General features: G+C 65.5%; 15 protein-coding genes. 3 read left to right on the forward strand and 12 right to left on the reverse strand.

The annotated features are described in order from the left end of the window. Positions 1–44 precede the first annotated feature (44 nt). Entirely contained in the window at positions 45–827 is a 783-nt protein-coding gene (locus ISO4_RS08330) for a M48 family metallopeptidase (RefSeq protein WP_142949866.1), read from the reverse strand. Positions 828–972: 145 nt separating this feature from the next. Beyond that, on the reverse strand, positions 973–2,376 hold the full coding sequence (locus ISO4_RS08335; protein ID WP_194855881.1) for a haloalkane dehalogenase: 1,404 nt from the start codon (positions 2,374–2,376) through the stop codon (positions 973–975). A 68-nt stretch (positions 2,377–2,444) separates the two neighbouring features. Between ISO4_RS08335 and ISO4_RS08340 the strand changes: the two genes are divergently transcribed. After that, entirely contained in the window at positions 2,445–2,768 is a 324-nt protein-coding gene (locus ISO4_RS08340; RefSeq protein WP_142949864.1) for an SET domain-containing protein, read from the forward strand. Positions 2,769–2,780: 12 nt separating this feature from the next. On the opposite strand, the gene ISO4_RS08345 is transcribed toward ISO4_RS08340, so the two are convergent. The 5 genes from ISO4_RS08345 to ISO4_RS08365 all read right to left on the reverse strand — a co-directional run bounded on the left by ISO4_RS08345 (position 2,781) and on the right by ISO4_RS08365 (position 8,550). Then, a complete protein-coding gene (locus tag ISO4_RS08345; protein WP_194855882.1) occupies positions 2,781–3,494 on the reverse strand; it encodes an RluA family pseudouridine synthase in 714 nt (237 codons plus the stop codon). Further along, the gene (lon, locus tag ISO4_RS08350; RefSeq protein WP_142949862.1) at positions 3,475–5,853 is read right to left on the reverse strand and encodes an endopeptidase La; all 2,379 of its coding nucleotides are present in this window, start codon (positions 5,851–5,853) and stop codon (positions 3,475–3,477) included. The genes ISO4_RS08345 and lon overlap by 20 nt, the downstream gene beginning before the upstream one ends. A gap of 63 nt (positions 5,854–5,916) precedes the next feature. Then, entirely contained in the window at positions 5,917–6,579 is a 663-nt protein-coding gene (locus tag ISO4_RS08355) for a class I SAM-dependent methyltransferase (protein ID WP_194855883.1), read from the reverse strand. Positions 6,580–6,661: 82 nt separating this feature from the next. Beyond that, positions 6,662–7,606 carry an alpha/beta fold hydrolase gene (locus ISO4_RS08360; protein ID WP_194855884.1) on the reverse strand — a complete coding sequence of 315 codons (945 nt, stop codon included), beginning with the start codon at positions 7,604–7,606 and terminating at the stop codon, positions 6,662–6,664. Between the two features lie 95 nt (positions 7,607–7,701). Beyond that, the gene (locus tag ISO4_RS08365; RefSeq protein ID WP_142949859.1) at positions 7,702–8,550 is read right to left on the reverse strand and encodes a DMT family transporter; all 849 of its coding nucleotides are present in this window, start codon (positions 8,548–8,550) and stop codon (positions 7,702–7,704) included. Between the two features lie 143 nt (positions 8,551–8,693). Here ISO4_RS08365 and thpR point away from each other — a divergent pair, with 143 nt between their 5' ends. Further along, positions 8,694–9,197, forward strand: coding sequence for an RNA 2',3'-cyclic phosphodiesterase (thpR, locus tag ISO4_RS08370; protein ID WP_194855885.1), 504 nt, complete (start codon positions 8,694–8,696; stop codon positions 9,195–9,197). A gap of 71 nt (positions 9,198–9,268) precedes the next feature. Here thpR and ISO4_RS08375 read toward each other — a convergent pair whose 3' ends face one another. Then, on the reverse strand, positions 9,269–10,090 hold the full coding sequence (locus ISO4_RS08375; RefSeq protein ID WP_194855886.1) for an anti-sigma factor family protein: 822 nt from the start codon (positions 10,088–10,090) through the stop codon (positions 9,269–9,271). A gap of 10 nt (positions 10,091–10,100) precedes the next feature. Then, on the reverse strand, positions 10,101–10,616 hold the full coding sequence (locus ISO4_RS08380) for a sigma-70 family RNA polymerase sigma factor (RefSeq protein WP_194855887.1): 516 nt from the start codon (positions 10,614–10,616) through the stop codon (positions 10,101–10,103). Positions 10,617–10,777: 161 nt separating this feature from the next. Between ISO4_RS08380 and ISO4_RS08385 the strand changes: the two genes are divergently transcribed. Then, entirely contained in the window at positions 10,778–10,996 is a 219-nt protein-coding gene (locus ISO4_RS08385) for a hypothetical protein (RefSeq protein ID WP_194855888.1), read from the forward strand. 81 nt (positions 10,997–11,077) lie between these two features. Here ISO4_RS08385 and ISO4_RS08390 read toward each other — a convergent pair whose 3' ends face one another. From ISO4_RS08390 to ISO4_RS08400, 3 genes are read right to left on the reverse strand one after another with little or no spacing between them, the layout of a single operon-like run. Next, on the reverse strand, positions 11,078–12,460 hold the full coding sequence (locus tag ISO4_RS08390; RefSeq protein WP_194855889.1) for an NAD(P)(+) transhydrogenase (Re/Si-specific) subunit beta: 1,383 nt from the start codon (positions 12,458–12,460) through the stop codon (positions 11,078–11,080). Between the two features lie 3 nt (positions 12,461–12,463). Continuing rightward, positions 12,464–12,739 carry an NAD(P) transhydrogenase subunit alpha gene (locus ISO4_RS08395; RefSeq protein ID WP_067611132.1) on the reverse strand — a complete coding sequence of 92 codons (276 nt, stop codon included), beginning with the start codon at positions 12,737–12,739 and terminating at the stop codon, positions 12,464–12,466. Beyond that, positions 12,739–13,962 (reverse strand): Re/Si-specific NAD(P)(+) transhydrogenase subunit alpha, encoded by a 1,224-nt coding sequence (locus ISO4_RS08400; protein ID WP_142949889.1) that lies wholly within the window; start codon positions 13,960–13,962, stop codon positions 12,739–12,741. The genes ISO4_RS08395 and ISO4_RS08400 overlap by 1 nt, the downstream gene beginning before the upstream one ends. Positions 13,963–14,134: the final 172 nt, after the last annotated feature.

The following is a 14,134-nucleotide window of genomic DNA, read 5'->3' on the forward strand; positions in this document are numbered from 1 at the left end:
CGGTAATCCGCGATGAACCTTTTTTTATGCCTGTAAGACCGGCGTCAACCGCAGTTGGGCGTGCGGCCGGCGGACTGCGCCTGCTGGTACAGCGGCATGGCTTCGGGGATGCGCGCCTGCAGGCCCTCGATGCGGGTCTGGTTGCTGGGGTGGGTGGACAGGAACTCCGGCGGTGAACCGCCGCTGTTGGCGGCCATGTTCTGCCACAGGTTGACGCTCTGGCGCGGGTCGAAGCCCGCTTCCGCCATCAGATCCAGGCCGATCACGTCGGCCTCGGCTTCGTGCTTGCGGCTGAACGGCAACTGCACGCCGTACTGGGCGCCGACACCGAGCAGGCCCATCAGCGTCTGCTTCTCGGCGCTGTCGCCGCCGGCCAGGGCGGCCACCAGCTGGGTGCCGGTCTGGGTGGCGTACTGGATCGACATGCGCTCGTTGGAGTGCTGGGCGAGCACATGGCCCACTTCGTGGCCGATCACGGCGGCGAGCTGGTCCTGGTTATCGGCCACTTTCAGCAAGCCGGTGTGCACGCCGATCTTGCCGCCGGGCAGGGCGAAGGCGTTGGCGCTGTCGTCCTCGAATACGGTCACTTCCCACTGCTGGTCGGAATCCACCACGGCGACGATGGCTTCGGCCACGCATTCCACATAGCGGGATTCGGCGGTGCCGGTGACCGTGGGCTGCTGCTCTTTCATTTCGTTGTAGGCCGTGGCGCCCATTTGATCCATTTCCGCGGCCGGCAAAAACAGAAATTGCTGGCGTCCCAGGGGGGAGGTGGCGCAGGCGGTGAGGACCAGGGCCGCCACCACGGGCAGAGACAGGCGTTTCATGCTGGAGCTACTCCTTAGTAAAACTGCTCGAAAATCCGTTCACGGCGTTCGCCCACTGATGCGGGGGCACCGGGCGGCCCAGGGTAACCCCGTGTAAGGGGCGCCGCCAGCCAATAATATCAGGATTCCCGACCCGGGCACGCGGTTATGGCGCCGCGCCTTCGGCGGCCAGCAGCGCCCGTTTACGGTCCTGGCCCCAGTGATAGGCGCCGGCGCCGCCGGCGCGCGGCACCACCCGGTGGCAGGGCACCAGCACGGCGATCCGGTTGGCGGCCACGGCGCCGCCCACCGCCCGCGCCTGGCTGCCCACGCGGGCGGCGAGGGCGGCGTAGTCACTGGTGGTGCCGGCGGGCACCTCGAGCAGGGCGCGCCACACGCGGCGCTGGAAATCGGTGCCGATCAAATGCAGCGGGGTGTGACCGGAAGCCGTGAACAGGCCGGCGATGCGGGCGTCGTCGGTGCGCTCCAGCCGGCAGGCGGGAAAGCGTTCCGACACCTGGCGTTGTCCGTCGTCCGCGTCGTCGGCGAAGCTCAGCATCACCAGGCCCCGGTCGGACCAGGCCGCCACCAGGCCTTCGTCGCGGTCGGCCGGACGGGCCCGGGCGAAGGCCCAGTGCAGCGTGCCGCTGAAGGTTTTGTCCTCCGCCGCCACCACCGGCGCGCCGGTGGCCGCCGACGGTGTCCGTTGGCGGCACCAGTCCGCCAGCGCGCTGGCGATGGCGTCCGGGTTGTCTTCCTGCACATAGTGCAGGCCGCGACCGCAATCGACCACGTCCAGATGGGGGATGCGCTGGCTGAGCCAGGCCACTCGGGTGCGGCTGAGCACCGCGCCGGGGTGGAACTGCAGCAGCAGCATGGGCTGCGGCATGCGCTCCAGGCGCTGCTCGATGTCCTGGATGGCGGCCCAGGTCTCGGTGCGCCGGTCGTTGATCGGCAGCTCGCCGGGGAACACCCGGATCGGGTAGCGGCTGCGCGCGTCCGGAAACGGCGCCCGGTAGGCGGCCAGCACACTGCGCGGCAGCCGGCGCCGGGTGCTGAAGCGCAGCACCACGTCGACGAACAGGTTCTGGCGCTGCAGCAGCCAGTAGCTCAGCCGCCGCTGCCGGAACGCGAAGAACAGCGGTCGCGCCGCCGGCGGAAACTCGTGCCAGTCGAAGGTGAAGGGGAAGGTTTCCATGAAACAGAGCGCGCTGACCCGCTCCGGCTGGTGCTGGGCGAGACGAAAGCCGAGCGGCCCGCCCCAGTCGTGCAGCACCAGGGTGATGTCGCTGAGCTCGAGCGCGCCGACGAATTCGTGCAGGAAGTGATAATGGGTAAGAAAGCGGTAGTCGAGATCCGGTTTGTCGCTTTTGCCGAAACCGATCAGGTCCAGCGCCACGCAACGGTAGTGGGCCGTCAGCGGCTTGATCACGTTGCGCCACAGGTAGCTGCTGGTGGGGTTGCCGTGCAGGAACAGCAGGGTCGGGCCCTGGCCCTCGTCGATGTAGTGAAGGCGGTGACCGTCGACGGTCAGGTAGCGCGAAGTGAAGGGGTAATCGGCGAATCCCATGCCATGCGTCCGGGCGGCTTTTCTGGCAAGATGCCACGGCCCCGATGACTACTGCAAGCGTGAACGGTATGGATAAACCCTTTGTGCGCAAGGATCTGGTGGAAGTGAAGGAAAGCCCGGTGCACGGCCGCGGCCTGTTCGCGCGGGCGCCGATTTCCCGCGACACCGTGCTGGGTGTATTGAAGACACAAGCCGCCAAGGGCGACGGCCCCTACGTGCTGTGGCTCGACGACGAAGGCAAGGAACGCTACCGCGTGCTTTGCGATCTGCGTTTCATCAACCACGCCAAGAAACCCAATGTGGCTTACTACGACGACCTGACCGTGGTGGCGCTGAAGAACATCAAGGCCGGCCAGGAGTTGCTGCACGACTACGGCGACGACTGGGCCTAGCGCCGGTTCACACTAGAACGGCGCCGGGGAATAGAACTCCCGCCACAGACCGGTACACGGATGGTTGAACGCCAGACGTTCGGCGTGCAGTAATAAACGGTCGCTGCGGTTGAGAATCTCCGAAGGCGCGTACAGGTCGCAGCCGAGAATCGGATGGCCTATCTCACGGCAATGAATGCGCAGCTGGTGGGTGCGGCCGGTGACCGGACGCAGGGCCAGCCGGGTGGCGTCGCGGTCCGGGTAGCGCGCCAGCACCCGCCAGTGGGTGAGGGCGGGCTTGCCGGTGTCGAAGCACACCTTTTGCAGCGGGCGGTTGGGCCAGTCGGCGATCAACGGTAACGTCACCTCGCCGCTGTCCTCGGCCACCTGCCCGGCGACCACCGCCTGATACCGCTTTTCCACCTGACGCTTCTGAAACGCGCGGCTGAGATTGCTTTGCGCCCGCCGGTGCAGGGCCAGCACCATCAGGCCGGAGGTATCCAGGTCGAGCCGGTGCACCAGACGCAGATCCGGGTAATCCTGCTTCAAACGGCGGGTGACGCAGTCGCTGTTCTCCGGCGCGCGGCCGGGCACGCTGAGCAGGAACGCCGGCTTGTTGATCACCAGGATGTCGTCGTCCCGGTGGATCACGCCGATCGCTTCCCGGCATTCGGGCACCAGGTAGCGCGGCGGTTGCTCCGCGCGGGTCAGCCGCCGCCGGCCCGGTTCAACCCCAGACCACGTCATGCACGTCCTGGTAGCGCTGCGCGAAGTGCACCGTCATGCCGTCCTTGATGTAGTCGGGCAGCTCCTGGTAATCCCGCTCGCAGGCCTTGGGCAGAATCAGCTCGCGGATACCGGCGCGCCGGGCGGCGATCACCTTTTCGCGGATGCCGCCCACCGCCAGAACCTGGCCGGTCAGCGTCAGCTCGCCGGTCATCGCCAGCTTGCGCGGCAGCCGCTTGCCGGTGGCCAGGGACACCAGCGCGGTGGCCATGGTGACGCCGGCGCTGGGGCCGTCCTTGGGCGTGGCGCCCTCGGGCACGTGCAGATGCACGAAGGACTCGTCGAACCAATCCTCGTCGACGCCGAACGTCTTGAGATGCCCGGCCACATAGCTGTAGGCGATCTCGGCGGATTCCTTCATCACATCGCCGAGCTGGCCGGTCTGCTTGAAGCCGCGCCGTTGGCTGTGCACCCGGCTTGCTTCCACCGACAGGGTGGCGCCGCCCATGGCGGTCCAGGCCAGACCGGTGACCACGCCCACGCCGCGCTGGGCTTTCTCTTTCTGGAAGTAGGGCTGGCCGAGGAAATCCTCCAGATTCTTACCGGTGATGCTGATCTTCTTCTCGCCTGAGAGCAGCCGCACCGCCGCCTTGCGGATGATCTTGTTCAGCTGCTTTTCCAGGTTGCGGACGCCGGCCTCGCGGGCGTAGCCGTCGGCGATCTGGCGCAGCACGCTGTCGCTGATCTTCAGCTGCGACGGTTTCACGCCGGCCCGCTCCAGGGCGCGCGGCCACAGATGGTCGCGGGCGATCTCCACTTTCTCTTCGGTGATGTAGCCGCTCAGCCGGATGGTTTCCATGCGGTCCAGCAGCGGGCCGGGAATCGAATCCAGCGTGTTGGCGGTGCACACGAACAGGCAGTGGCTCAGATCGAGCCGCTGGTCCAGATAGTGATCCAGGAAATCCTGGTTCTGTTCCGGGTCCAGCACTTCCAGCAGAGCCGACGCCGGGTCGCCCTGGAAGGACTGGCCCAGTTTGTCGATCTCATCCAGCATGATCACCGGGTTGCTGGTGCCGGCGTCCTTGAGCGCCTGGGTGAGCTTGCCCGGCATGGCGCCGATGTAGGTGCGGCGGTGGCCTTTGATCTCCGCCTCGTCGCGCATGCCGCCCAGGCTGAGACGGTAGAACTCCCGCCCCAGGGCTTCACCGATGGACTTTCCGATGCTGGTCTTGCCCACGCCGGGTGGCCCCACCAGCAGCAGAATCGAGCCTTTCACCTCGCCGCGCATGGCGCCCACGGCCAGGAACTCGACAATGCGGTCCTTCACGTCGTTGAGGCCGCTGTGGTGCTCCTCCAGCGTCCGGCGCGCGTGGCCCAGGTCGAGGTTGTCCTCGGAGTACTGGCCCCAGGGCACGCTGGTCAGCCAGTCCAGATAATTGCGGGTCACCGCGTATTCCGGCGAGCCGGATTCCAGCACGTTGAACTTGCGCAGCTCCTCTTCGAAGCGCCGGGTCACCGCCTCGGGCGGGTTCAACGCCTCAAGCCGCTCGCGGAATTCGTCGGCGTCGGCGGTGCGGTCGTCTTTCTCCAGGCCCAGCTCCCGCTGGATCACCTTGAGCTGCTCCTTGAGGAAGAATTCGCGCTGGTGCTTGCTGATCTTTTCGTTCACTTCCTCGCGAATCTGGTTCTGCAGGCGCGCCACTTCCACTTCTTTCTTGACCAGTGTCAGCACGCGCTCCATACGTGTTTTCAAGGACACGGTTTCCAGAATGCCCTGCAACTCGTCGCCGCTGGCGCTGGTCAAGGAGGCGGCGAAATCGGTCAGCGGCGAGGGATCACGGGGCGAAAAGTTCTGCAGGTAGTGCTTGAGCCCTTCGTTGTACAAGGGGTTGAGGGGCAGCAGTTCCTTGATGGTGTTGATGATCGCCATGCCGTAGGCGCGCAGGCTGTCGTCCAGCTCATCGCGGGAAGTGGGGTAGGTCACTTCCGCCATGAACGGGCGCTTGCGGCTCAGATAGCCCTGCACGCGGAAACGGGCCAGGCCCTGGGCCACCACCTGCAGCTGCTGGTCTTCATGATTGACCGCGTGCACCTTGACCAGGCAGCCGTACTCGGGGAAATCCTCCACGCTCACGTCATCCGGGTCCCGGTCGCCGATGTAGATCAGGCCGAGCGCGTGGTGCGGGGTTTGCCCGACGCGCTCCAGGGTGGCGCGCCACTGCTCCTGGTCCAGCAGCAGCGGCTGCACCAGACCGGGCATGAACGGACGGTCCCGGACCGGGATCAAATACACCCGTTGCGGCAGATTCTGATCGGGCAGCGCCAGGGCGCCCTGCGGAGTTCCTTCGTCAACCGTGGTTTGATGTTCTTCCTGACTCATGGGCTCGACTCACTGCAAAGCTGAAAACAACCTGACTCTAAGGTGGCGCCAGTGAGCCGCTTTTCAATCCCGGTCGACGATCAGAAGATCGGCGCTCAACGCGCGCGGCGTCTGGGTGCGGCGCTCCACCACGCGGGCGTTGAAACGGGCCTGGCAGCGCTCGGCCAGATCATAGAACGGCGACCGCCCGGGGTCGGCGATGATGACCCGCTTCACGTCCTGGTCCAGGGCGCGCCGGATCAGATTGAACAGCACCGGTGTGAGCTCATCCCAGAAACAGATGTCCGCGCCGGTGATCATATCCACGTCGGCGAGGCGCTGCTTGGTAAGGCGCTCGAAGCGGCAACGCAGGGTGTCCACCTGAACCCGGTTGATGGCGGCGTGCAGATCCAGGTAGGGGAACACGTCCGCGTCCGCGTCCACGGCGGTGACCCGGCAACGGAAACGCTTGGCGGCGAAAATCGCCAGCGGCCCCCAGCCACAGCCGATGTCCATCAGGTGGCTGTCGGCGGTGAGCCGGAGCGGGCCTTTTTCCCGGGTCAGCTGGTCCATGATCAGAAAGCTGGAGTTCCACACCTTGTTGCCGTGGATGGTGGGCACGTGGTTGGCGCGTTTCAGCTTTCTGATTTCACGGTGGCCGCTGCGCAGCAACGTCAGGCCGCGGGTGTGAACCGTGTGTGCTTCACCGCGTTTGATACGCGGGGGCTGGGGTGTATCAAGGGGCATGGAGTTTTCCGGCGCCGAAAGGGGAAGCGCAAACACTACGGCGGCGCGGCCGGCGGTTCAAGGCCGGCGCGCCGCCTCCGGTTCAGCCGTCGATGTCCTGCCAGAAGGCGCGGAACGCTTCGGCGCTCTCTTCCGGGGCTTCCGCCATCGGCACATGGCCGACGCCTTCGAGGATCACCGCGCGGCTGTTAGGCAGCTCGCGCTGGAACACCTCCACATTGTCGACGCCCAGCAGGGCGTCCTCGCGGCCCCACAGAATCAGCGTCGAGGTTTTGATTTCCGGCAGCACGCCGCGCCCCTGCAGGCGCATGGCCGGGTCCAGATTGATGTCCTGCCACACCTTTTCCGCCACGTCCGCGTTGGCGGCTTTCTCCTCGCCCATCAGCGTGATGGCGAAATCGGGAATGCCCACGGAGCGTTCGCTGGCCCAGTCCAGGGTGGTGCGGAAATCCTCGGCGCTGTGCGGAATCAGCGGGTTGCTGTCCGACTGCTCCAGCACATTGAGAAATTCCGGTGTCTGCAGGGTGATGCCGGCGGCATCCACCAGGCCCAGGGAGCGGAGCCGGTCCGGCTGGCCCCGGGCCATCTCGATGGCGATGGCGCCGCCCATGGAGTTGCCGGCCACGTGGGCGCGCTCCACCTGCAGGGCGTCGAGCAGGCGGAACAGGCGCTCGGCCTGCTCACTGATACCGTAATCCATGTTGGTGGTGCGCGGCTCGGTGTTGCCGTGGCCGGGCAGGTCGGGAATCACGAAACGGTAGTCGCCTTCCAGTTCGTTGGCGAAGCGCACCCAGTTGCGCGAATCGGCGCCGAAGCCGTGGATCAGCAGCACCGCCGGGGCCTGGTCGGCGTCGCTGGATTGCAGCACCCGCCAGCGCAGGCCGTCGTCGGTGGAGACGGTGTGCTCTTCGAGCCCGGCGCGCCATTTTTCAAAATCCATTCCCTGGTGGTAAACCCACCGCTGGCTGCTTTCGCAGCCGGCCAGCAGCACCAGCGTCGCCGCCAGCATTAACAGTCGGATGGCCATTCCGTTTCCTCCGGGTTGTTATTGTTCCGTTCAAGACGGAAAGTCAGCTTAGTTGCTCGGTTTCCGTTTGGCACCACCGTGAAGGTCAAATATTGTTAGCGCGACTTCAGATTCCAGATGCCGGCGCCAATGATCAACAGGGTGCCGAGCACCGTGGACAGCACCAGGGTCTCGCCCCAGAACAGCCAGCCCAGAAAGGCCGCCCACACCACCGCGGAGTAGTTGTACACGCCCACCTGGCCGGGGCGGGCCAGCTGGTAGGCGGTGGTCATGGCGAACTGCCCGGCGATCGCCACGCTGCCGATCGCCAGCAACCAGAGCATTTCGGTGCCGGTGGGCATCTGCTGCACGCGCAGCAGCAATAGCGCCGACAGCAGGGTGGCGAACAGGGAGAAGTAGAACACCACCCGGTGCGGGGGTTCGCTGGCCGCCATGCGCCGGATGCTCACCTTGGCCACGCTCATGATCGCGGCGCCGGCCAGAGCCACCAGCATCACCGGATCCACCACGCCCTCATCGGCGCGCAGGATGACGCCGACGCCGACAAAGCCGAGTACAATCGCCGCCCAGGTGTGCCCGCTGATACGGTCGTTCAGCCACAGCCAGGCCACCAGCGGCAGAAAGAAGGGCACCGTCATCTTCACCAGCACCGCTTCCGCCAGCGGAATATGGGCGATGGTGAAAAAGAAGCAGAACATGGCGGTGACGCCGGTGAAGCCGCGGATAAAGTGCAGCCGCAGGTGGCTGGTGCGCAAATCGCGGATACCGCCACTGGCCACCAGCACCGGCAACAGCACCGCCAGGCCGATCAGATTACGACCGAACACGATCATTTCTACCGGCAGAGTGTCGGCGAGATGCTTGATCATCGCCGCCATGACCGCCAGCAGACCTTCGCCCAGCACCAGCAGAAGCGCGCCTTTAAAAGGCTGGTCCGGCTTCACCGCCGGCTACCACGACAGGCGCGGTGGCGGCTAACGTTGATCATCGCCATGGGAGCGTCATCATAGAGGGCGTCCAACGCCGTGGGTGGGGGCGGCATTCTAACGTCGGCGCCTCGTCCTGGCCATTTTTGAAGGGAGGACGCATGCGTTGTTTTATCGGTATTCCGGTGCCGCCGGCGCTGGCGGCGACACTCACCGCCAACCCGGTCCCGCCGACGGCGCGGCCGGTGCCGGCGGCCAATCTGCATCTGACGCTGGCGTTTCTCGGCGAGCGCTCGCGATCGCAACTGGAGCCGTTGCTGCCGCCGCTGAAGAACGCCCTGGCGCGGTTGCCGGCCTTTACCGTCACGCTCAGCACCCTGGACGTCTTTCCCGAACCCGGGGCGCGCATCTGGGCCGCCCACGCGCGCCGGGAACCGGCGCTGCTCGACCTGCACCGCCAGATTTGGGACCTGCTCGGCCAGGCCGGCATCGACGCCGAGCCCCGCCAATTCCTTCCCCACGTAACCCTGGCCCGCGCCGCCGCTCCCCTGCAGGCGGAGCCTGCGCCCGGGCCCTGGGTCCTCCCGGTAAATTCGGTGATGCTCTATGAGAGCCCCCCGGACGGCTACTATCGGGTGTTACAGGACTGGCGACTAAAAGATTAGCGAGCTCTACCACCACTTCAGCTACGGAGCACTTTTTGTGCGAGCGGGGCCCGCTCCCACCAAGGCCGCATCTAGAAATTATTGCCCGCCGGGGCCGGGCGGGTGGACCGGGCGGTGCCGGCGCCCTGGGGCGCCGGGGCGCCGTTGGCCGGGGTGGAGGAGGGCGAGCCAGTAGGGCCCGGCACGGTTTTTTCCGGCGCCACCCGCGGGCTGCCCATTTTTTGCTGCATGGCCATGGCGGTCCGGGTGAGCTCGGCAAGCTCCATATCGCCCACCAGCAGATAGCTTTTGCCGCCTTGCTGCCAACGCACCAGCGGCACGCTTTTATCGGACATCACATGAAACCAGCCGTCCTGGATGGCGGTGTGGTGGTCCATTTCATACAGCGCCAGACGGTTGGAGCCGGCATCGTGGTAGCGATACTCGGTGATTTCCCGGCCGGCGAGCTTCAGCTGCTTCTGCGAGAGCGGCTGCAGGCCCAGGCCGCTGAACAGCCGTGGTCCGCTCACCTCGCCGGAGGCGCGGGCGGGCTGCATGTAGGCTTGCAGCACCATGTCCGCGAAGCGCGCCGGCGCCGGGCCGGAGCCCGCCATGTGCAGGGCGCCGCCGGTCACCAGCAGCGCCGCCACGATCAGCGCCGCCGCCGCGGGCCAGCGCCGGGCGCGGGGCGCCTCGATCTGTGGGACCGACTCCTGGAACACCGGGTCGAGCGCCCGCCACAGGGCCGCTTCGCGGCGCCAGTAGGCGTAGATGCGGTCGGCGAACCGGGGGTGGGCACGGATTTCCGCGGCCACCCGGCGGGCGCGGTGCGGCGGCAGCTGGCCGTCCGCGAAGGCGCTCAGCTCTTCATCGGTGACCGCATGTTTCGCGTTGCGATTGCCGAGCGAGATCATCGGTCCCTCCTCACTTGACCCGTTTCAACGCCGTTGTCCGTCGCCGGACCGCGGGCCTGTCCCGTTCCTGGCGCAACGTTTCCCGTGCCCGTGACAGGCGTGAACGCAGCGTGCCGACACGGACGCCGAGAATCCGTGCCGCCTCACGGTAACCCGGATTCTCAAGGGCCACCAGCAGCAGGGCGGCGCGTTGCTCGGTGGGCAACTGGTCGAGCGCCTCCAGTGCCTGCTGGCACTCGACGTGATCCTCCTGGTCCGCGGCCACGGTCTGATCCAGCCCGGCGTCCGCGCGCGGTTGCTCCTTGCGCACCGGCGCCGAGGTGCGCTGGTTGATGTACAGCCGGTACAGCATCCGAAACAGCCAGGAGCGCAAACGGCCGGACGGCCGCCACAGGTGGCGCTTGCGCAGCGCCCGCTCAAGGCAGTCCTGGACCAGGTCGTCGGCGGCGCCCGGATCGCCGCACAGCGCCGTGGCATAACGTCTCAGGTGGGGTATCTGGTCGCAGATCTGCTGCTCGAAACTCATCCTGTTCAATGGCCCTGTCAGCGGCGGTGTTACCAGTACCAACAAGACACAGGGCGGTTTGGTTCCGGATTTTTTTTGGAACCAATCCGGAGCGCGGGCTGTTGGTGGGATAGCGGGCGAGGCCCGCTGACTTTCGAAACGGTACGAAACAGGAGGATCGAATGTCTGTAGAGGACGTACGCAAAGGCTTGTTACTGGCCACCGGCCTGGTGTCTCTGGTCGCCGGCGGCGCGGCCCTGGCCGCCTGTGATCCGGTCGAACCGCCCGAGGGCGGCGACGGTCAGCAGCCGGGCGGCATGCAGGACTCCATGCAACAGGGCGGCGGCTCCATGCAGCAGGAGCAATCCTCGCCCGGCGAGGGCGGCGGCTACTCCGAGTAACGCCGTTCGGGTTAAGCAGACCCGCAACAAAAAAGCCCGGCACGAAGCCGGGCTTTTTTATGGGTCGGTGATCGCGGGCGATCAGCCTTCCTTGAGAGCGGTGGTGATGTCCACCACCGCGCCCTTGCCGTCGCCAAACAACATCAGGGTGTTGTCCTTGGCGAACAGCGGGTTGGGCAGGCCGGCGAAACCGGGGCTCAGCGAACGCTTCACCACCACCACGGTCTTGGCCTTGTCCACGTTGAGGATCGGCATGCCGTAGATCGGGCTGCCCTTGTCCTCGCGCGCCATCGGGTTGGTCACGTCGTTGGCGCCCAGCACGATGGCCACGTCGGTCTGCTCGAAGGTCGGGTTGATGGTGTCCATGTCCTTGAGCTTGTCGTAGGACACTTCCGCCTCGGCCAGCAGCACGTTCATGTGGCCGGGCATACGGCCGGCGACCGGGTGGATCGCGTACTCCACCTCGACGCCCATGCCTTCCAGGGTGTCGGCCATTTCACGCACGGCGTGCTGCGCCTGCGCCATGGCGAGACCGAAGCCGGGCACGATCACCACGCGCTGCGCGGTTTCCAGCACCATCGCCACTTCCTCGGCGGAGGTGGACTTGATCTTGCCTTCGTAGACCTCGTCCTGATCCATCGCTTCGCCGGCTTCCGCCATCACACCGAACAGCACGTTGGTGAGGGAGCGGTTCATCGCCTTACACATGATCTGCGTCAGAATCAGACCGGAAGCACCCACCAGGGAACCGGTGACGATCAGGGCGCTGTTGCCCATCACGAAGCCGGCGGCGGAGGCGGCGATACCGGAGTAGGAGTTCAGCAGCGCGATCACCACCGGCATGTCGGCGCCACCAATGGGGGACACCAGCAGAATACCGAGAATCGCGGCGGCGATGGCCAGGCCCCAGAACACCGGCTCCACGCCGGGGTTCATCACCAGGTAGGCGATGGCGGCCACGGAACCGAGCAGCAGGATGGCGTTGACCAGCTTCATGCCCGGGAAGCCCATCGGCTTGCCGTCGATCAGTTCCTGCAGCTTGGCGAACGCCACGAAGGAACCGGTCAGGGTCACCGCGCCAATCAGAACCGCGATACCGGTGGCGATGATGCCCACGGTGTCCGGGTGCCCGCCACGGAAAAACTCCGCGCCGGCCACGGCGAAGGAGGCGCCGCCACCGAAACCGTTGAGCAGGGCCACCAGCTGCGGCATGGCGGTCATTTGTACTTTCTTGGCCAGGATGGCGCCAATGATGCCACCGACGATCACGCCGCCGATGATGATCTCGTAGGTCACGATATCGCGGTGCAGCAGGGTCACCACACAGGCCACGCCCATACCGGAGGCGGCCAGCAGGTTGCCCCGCACGGCGGTCTTCGGCTTGGTCAGACCCTTGATGCCCAGGACGAAGAGTACGGCCGAGATCAGATAGGCGATATCAATCCAGTTATCGGAAATCTGCATGGGTTACTTCCTCTTGAACATCGCCAGCATTCGATTGGTGACCATGAAGCCGCCAATCACGTTGATGGTCGCCAGTACCACGGCGATAAAGCCGAGGACATTGATCAGCAGACCGGCGTCGGAGCCGGCGGCGATCAGCGCGCCCACCAGGGTAATGCCGGAAATCGCGTTGGAGCCGGACATCAAAGGGGTGTGCAGCGTCGGCGGTACCTTGGTGATCAGTTCCACACCCAGGAAAATCGCCAACACGAAGAGGGTAAGCTGAGATACGAAGTCCATTACTTTTCCTCCTGCCCGTTGTCGTCGCCGTTATCGGCGGGCGCTTCGGGTTCGGCTTTCTTCAGTTCCGGCAGGCCCAGCATCTCGCGCAGGCGAGCGTGGGGCACATCACCGTCGTGACTGATCACGGTGTCGGTGACGATCTGGTCTTCGAAATCCAACTGCAGGTCGCCGTTGTCGTCGAGCAGCAGGTTAAGAAGGTTCTCAATGTTCTTGCCGAACATCTGGCTGGCATGGAACGGCACGGAGGAGGGCACGTTGGTGGGGCCGATGATCAGCACACCGTTTTCCACCACCGTTTCGCCGGCCTTGGTGAGGTCGCAGTTACCACCGCGTTCCGCCGCCAGGTCCACGATCACGGAGCCGGGCTTCATCGCCTTGACCATCTCCTCGGTGACCAGGATCGGGCTCTTGGCGCCGGGGACCGCGGCGGTGGTGATCACCACGTCCATTTCCTTGATCACTTCCTTCATCAGCTCGCGCTGACGCTTGAGGAAGTCCTCGCCCTGGGCCTTGGCGTAACCGCCGGAGCCTTCCGCTTCGCCGGTGTCCAGGTCCAGTTCCACCGGCTTGGCGCCAACGGACAGAATCTGTTCACGGGCGGCGGGGCGCACGTCGTAGGCTTCCACGATGGCACCGAGCCGCTTGGCGGTGGCACAGGCCTGCAGGCCCGCCACGCCGGCGCCCATAACGAACACGCGCGACGCGTTCATGGTGCCCGCCGCGGTCATGTTCATGGGGAACATGCGGTGAGAGGCGTTCGCCGCCAGCAGTACACATTTATAGCCGGCGATCATGGCCATGGAAGAGAGCACATCCATGGACTGAGCCCGGGTGATGCGCGGAATCAGTTCCAGGGCCAGGCCGGTGACCTTGCGCTCCGCGAGAGCCTGCGCGAACTGCGCGTTGGCCAGCGGGTCGGTCATGCCGATAAGGAACTGACCGGCTTTCAGCTTGTCCAGATCTTCCTGGCCATTGGTCGTATTGCTGCCCGGAGTCTGAACTTGCAGGATTGCCTGAGCGTTGGAAAAGATGTCGTCCCGGTCGGTGAGTTTCGCGCCGGCGTTTTCATAATCGCCGTCGGTAAACCCGGCCGCCTCGCCAGCGCCGCGTTCGATGCGGATCTCGACACCGTTTTTCTTGAGCAATGCACCGACGTTGGCGGGCGTCAGTGCGACGCGCTCTTCGCCGGGGCAAATTTCCTTGGGTACACCGATAATCACCTGCGTTACCCCCATTTTATGGTTCGTAAAAACAGGTCCATCTGAAAGCCGGTCGGGATGACGGGTTTTCAGGGGAACCTCGAAAAACGGCCGGTTTATTCAAACCGGCCGCTGAGCAGGCTGCTAACCTTATTGTGCAGTCGACAGCTTGGCAAATAAGAAATGGTTATTG

This window comes from Alloalcanivorax venustensis ISO4, from assembly GCF_015356855.1.
Taxonomy (GTDB): domain Bacteria; phylum Pseudomonadota; class Gammaproteobacteria; order Pseudomonadales; family Alcanivoracaceae; genus Alloalcanivorax; species Alloalcanivorax venustensis.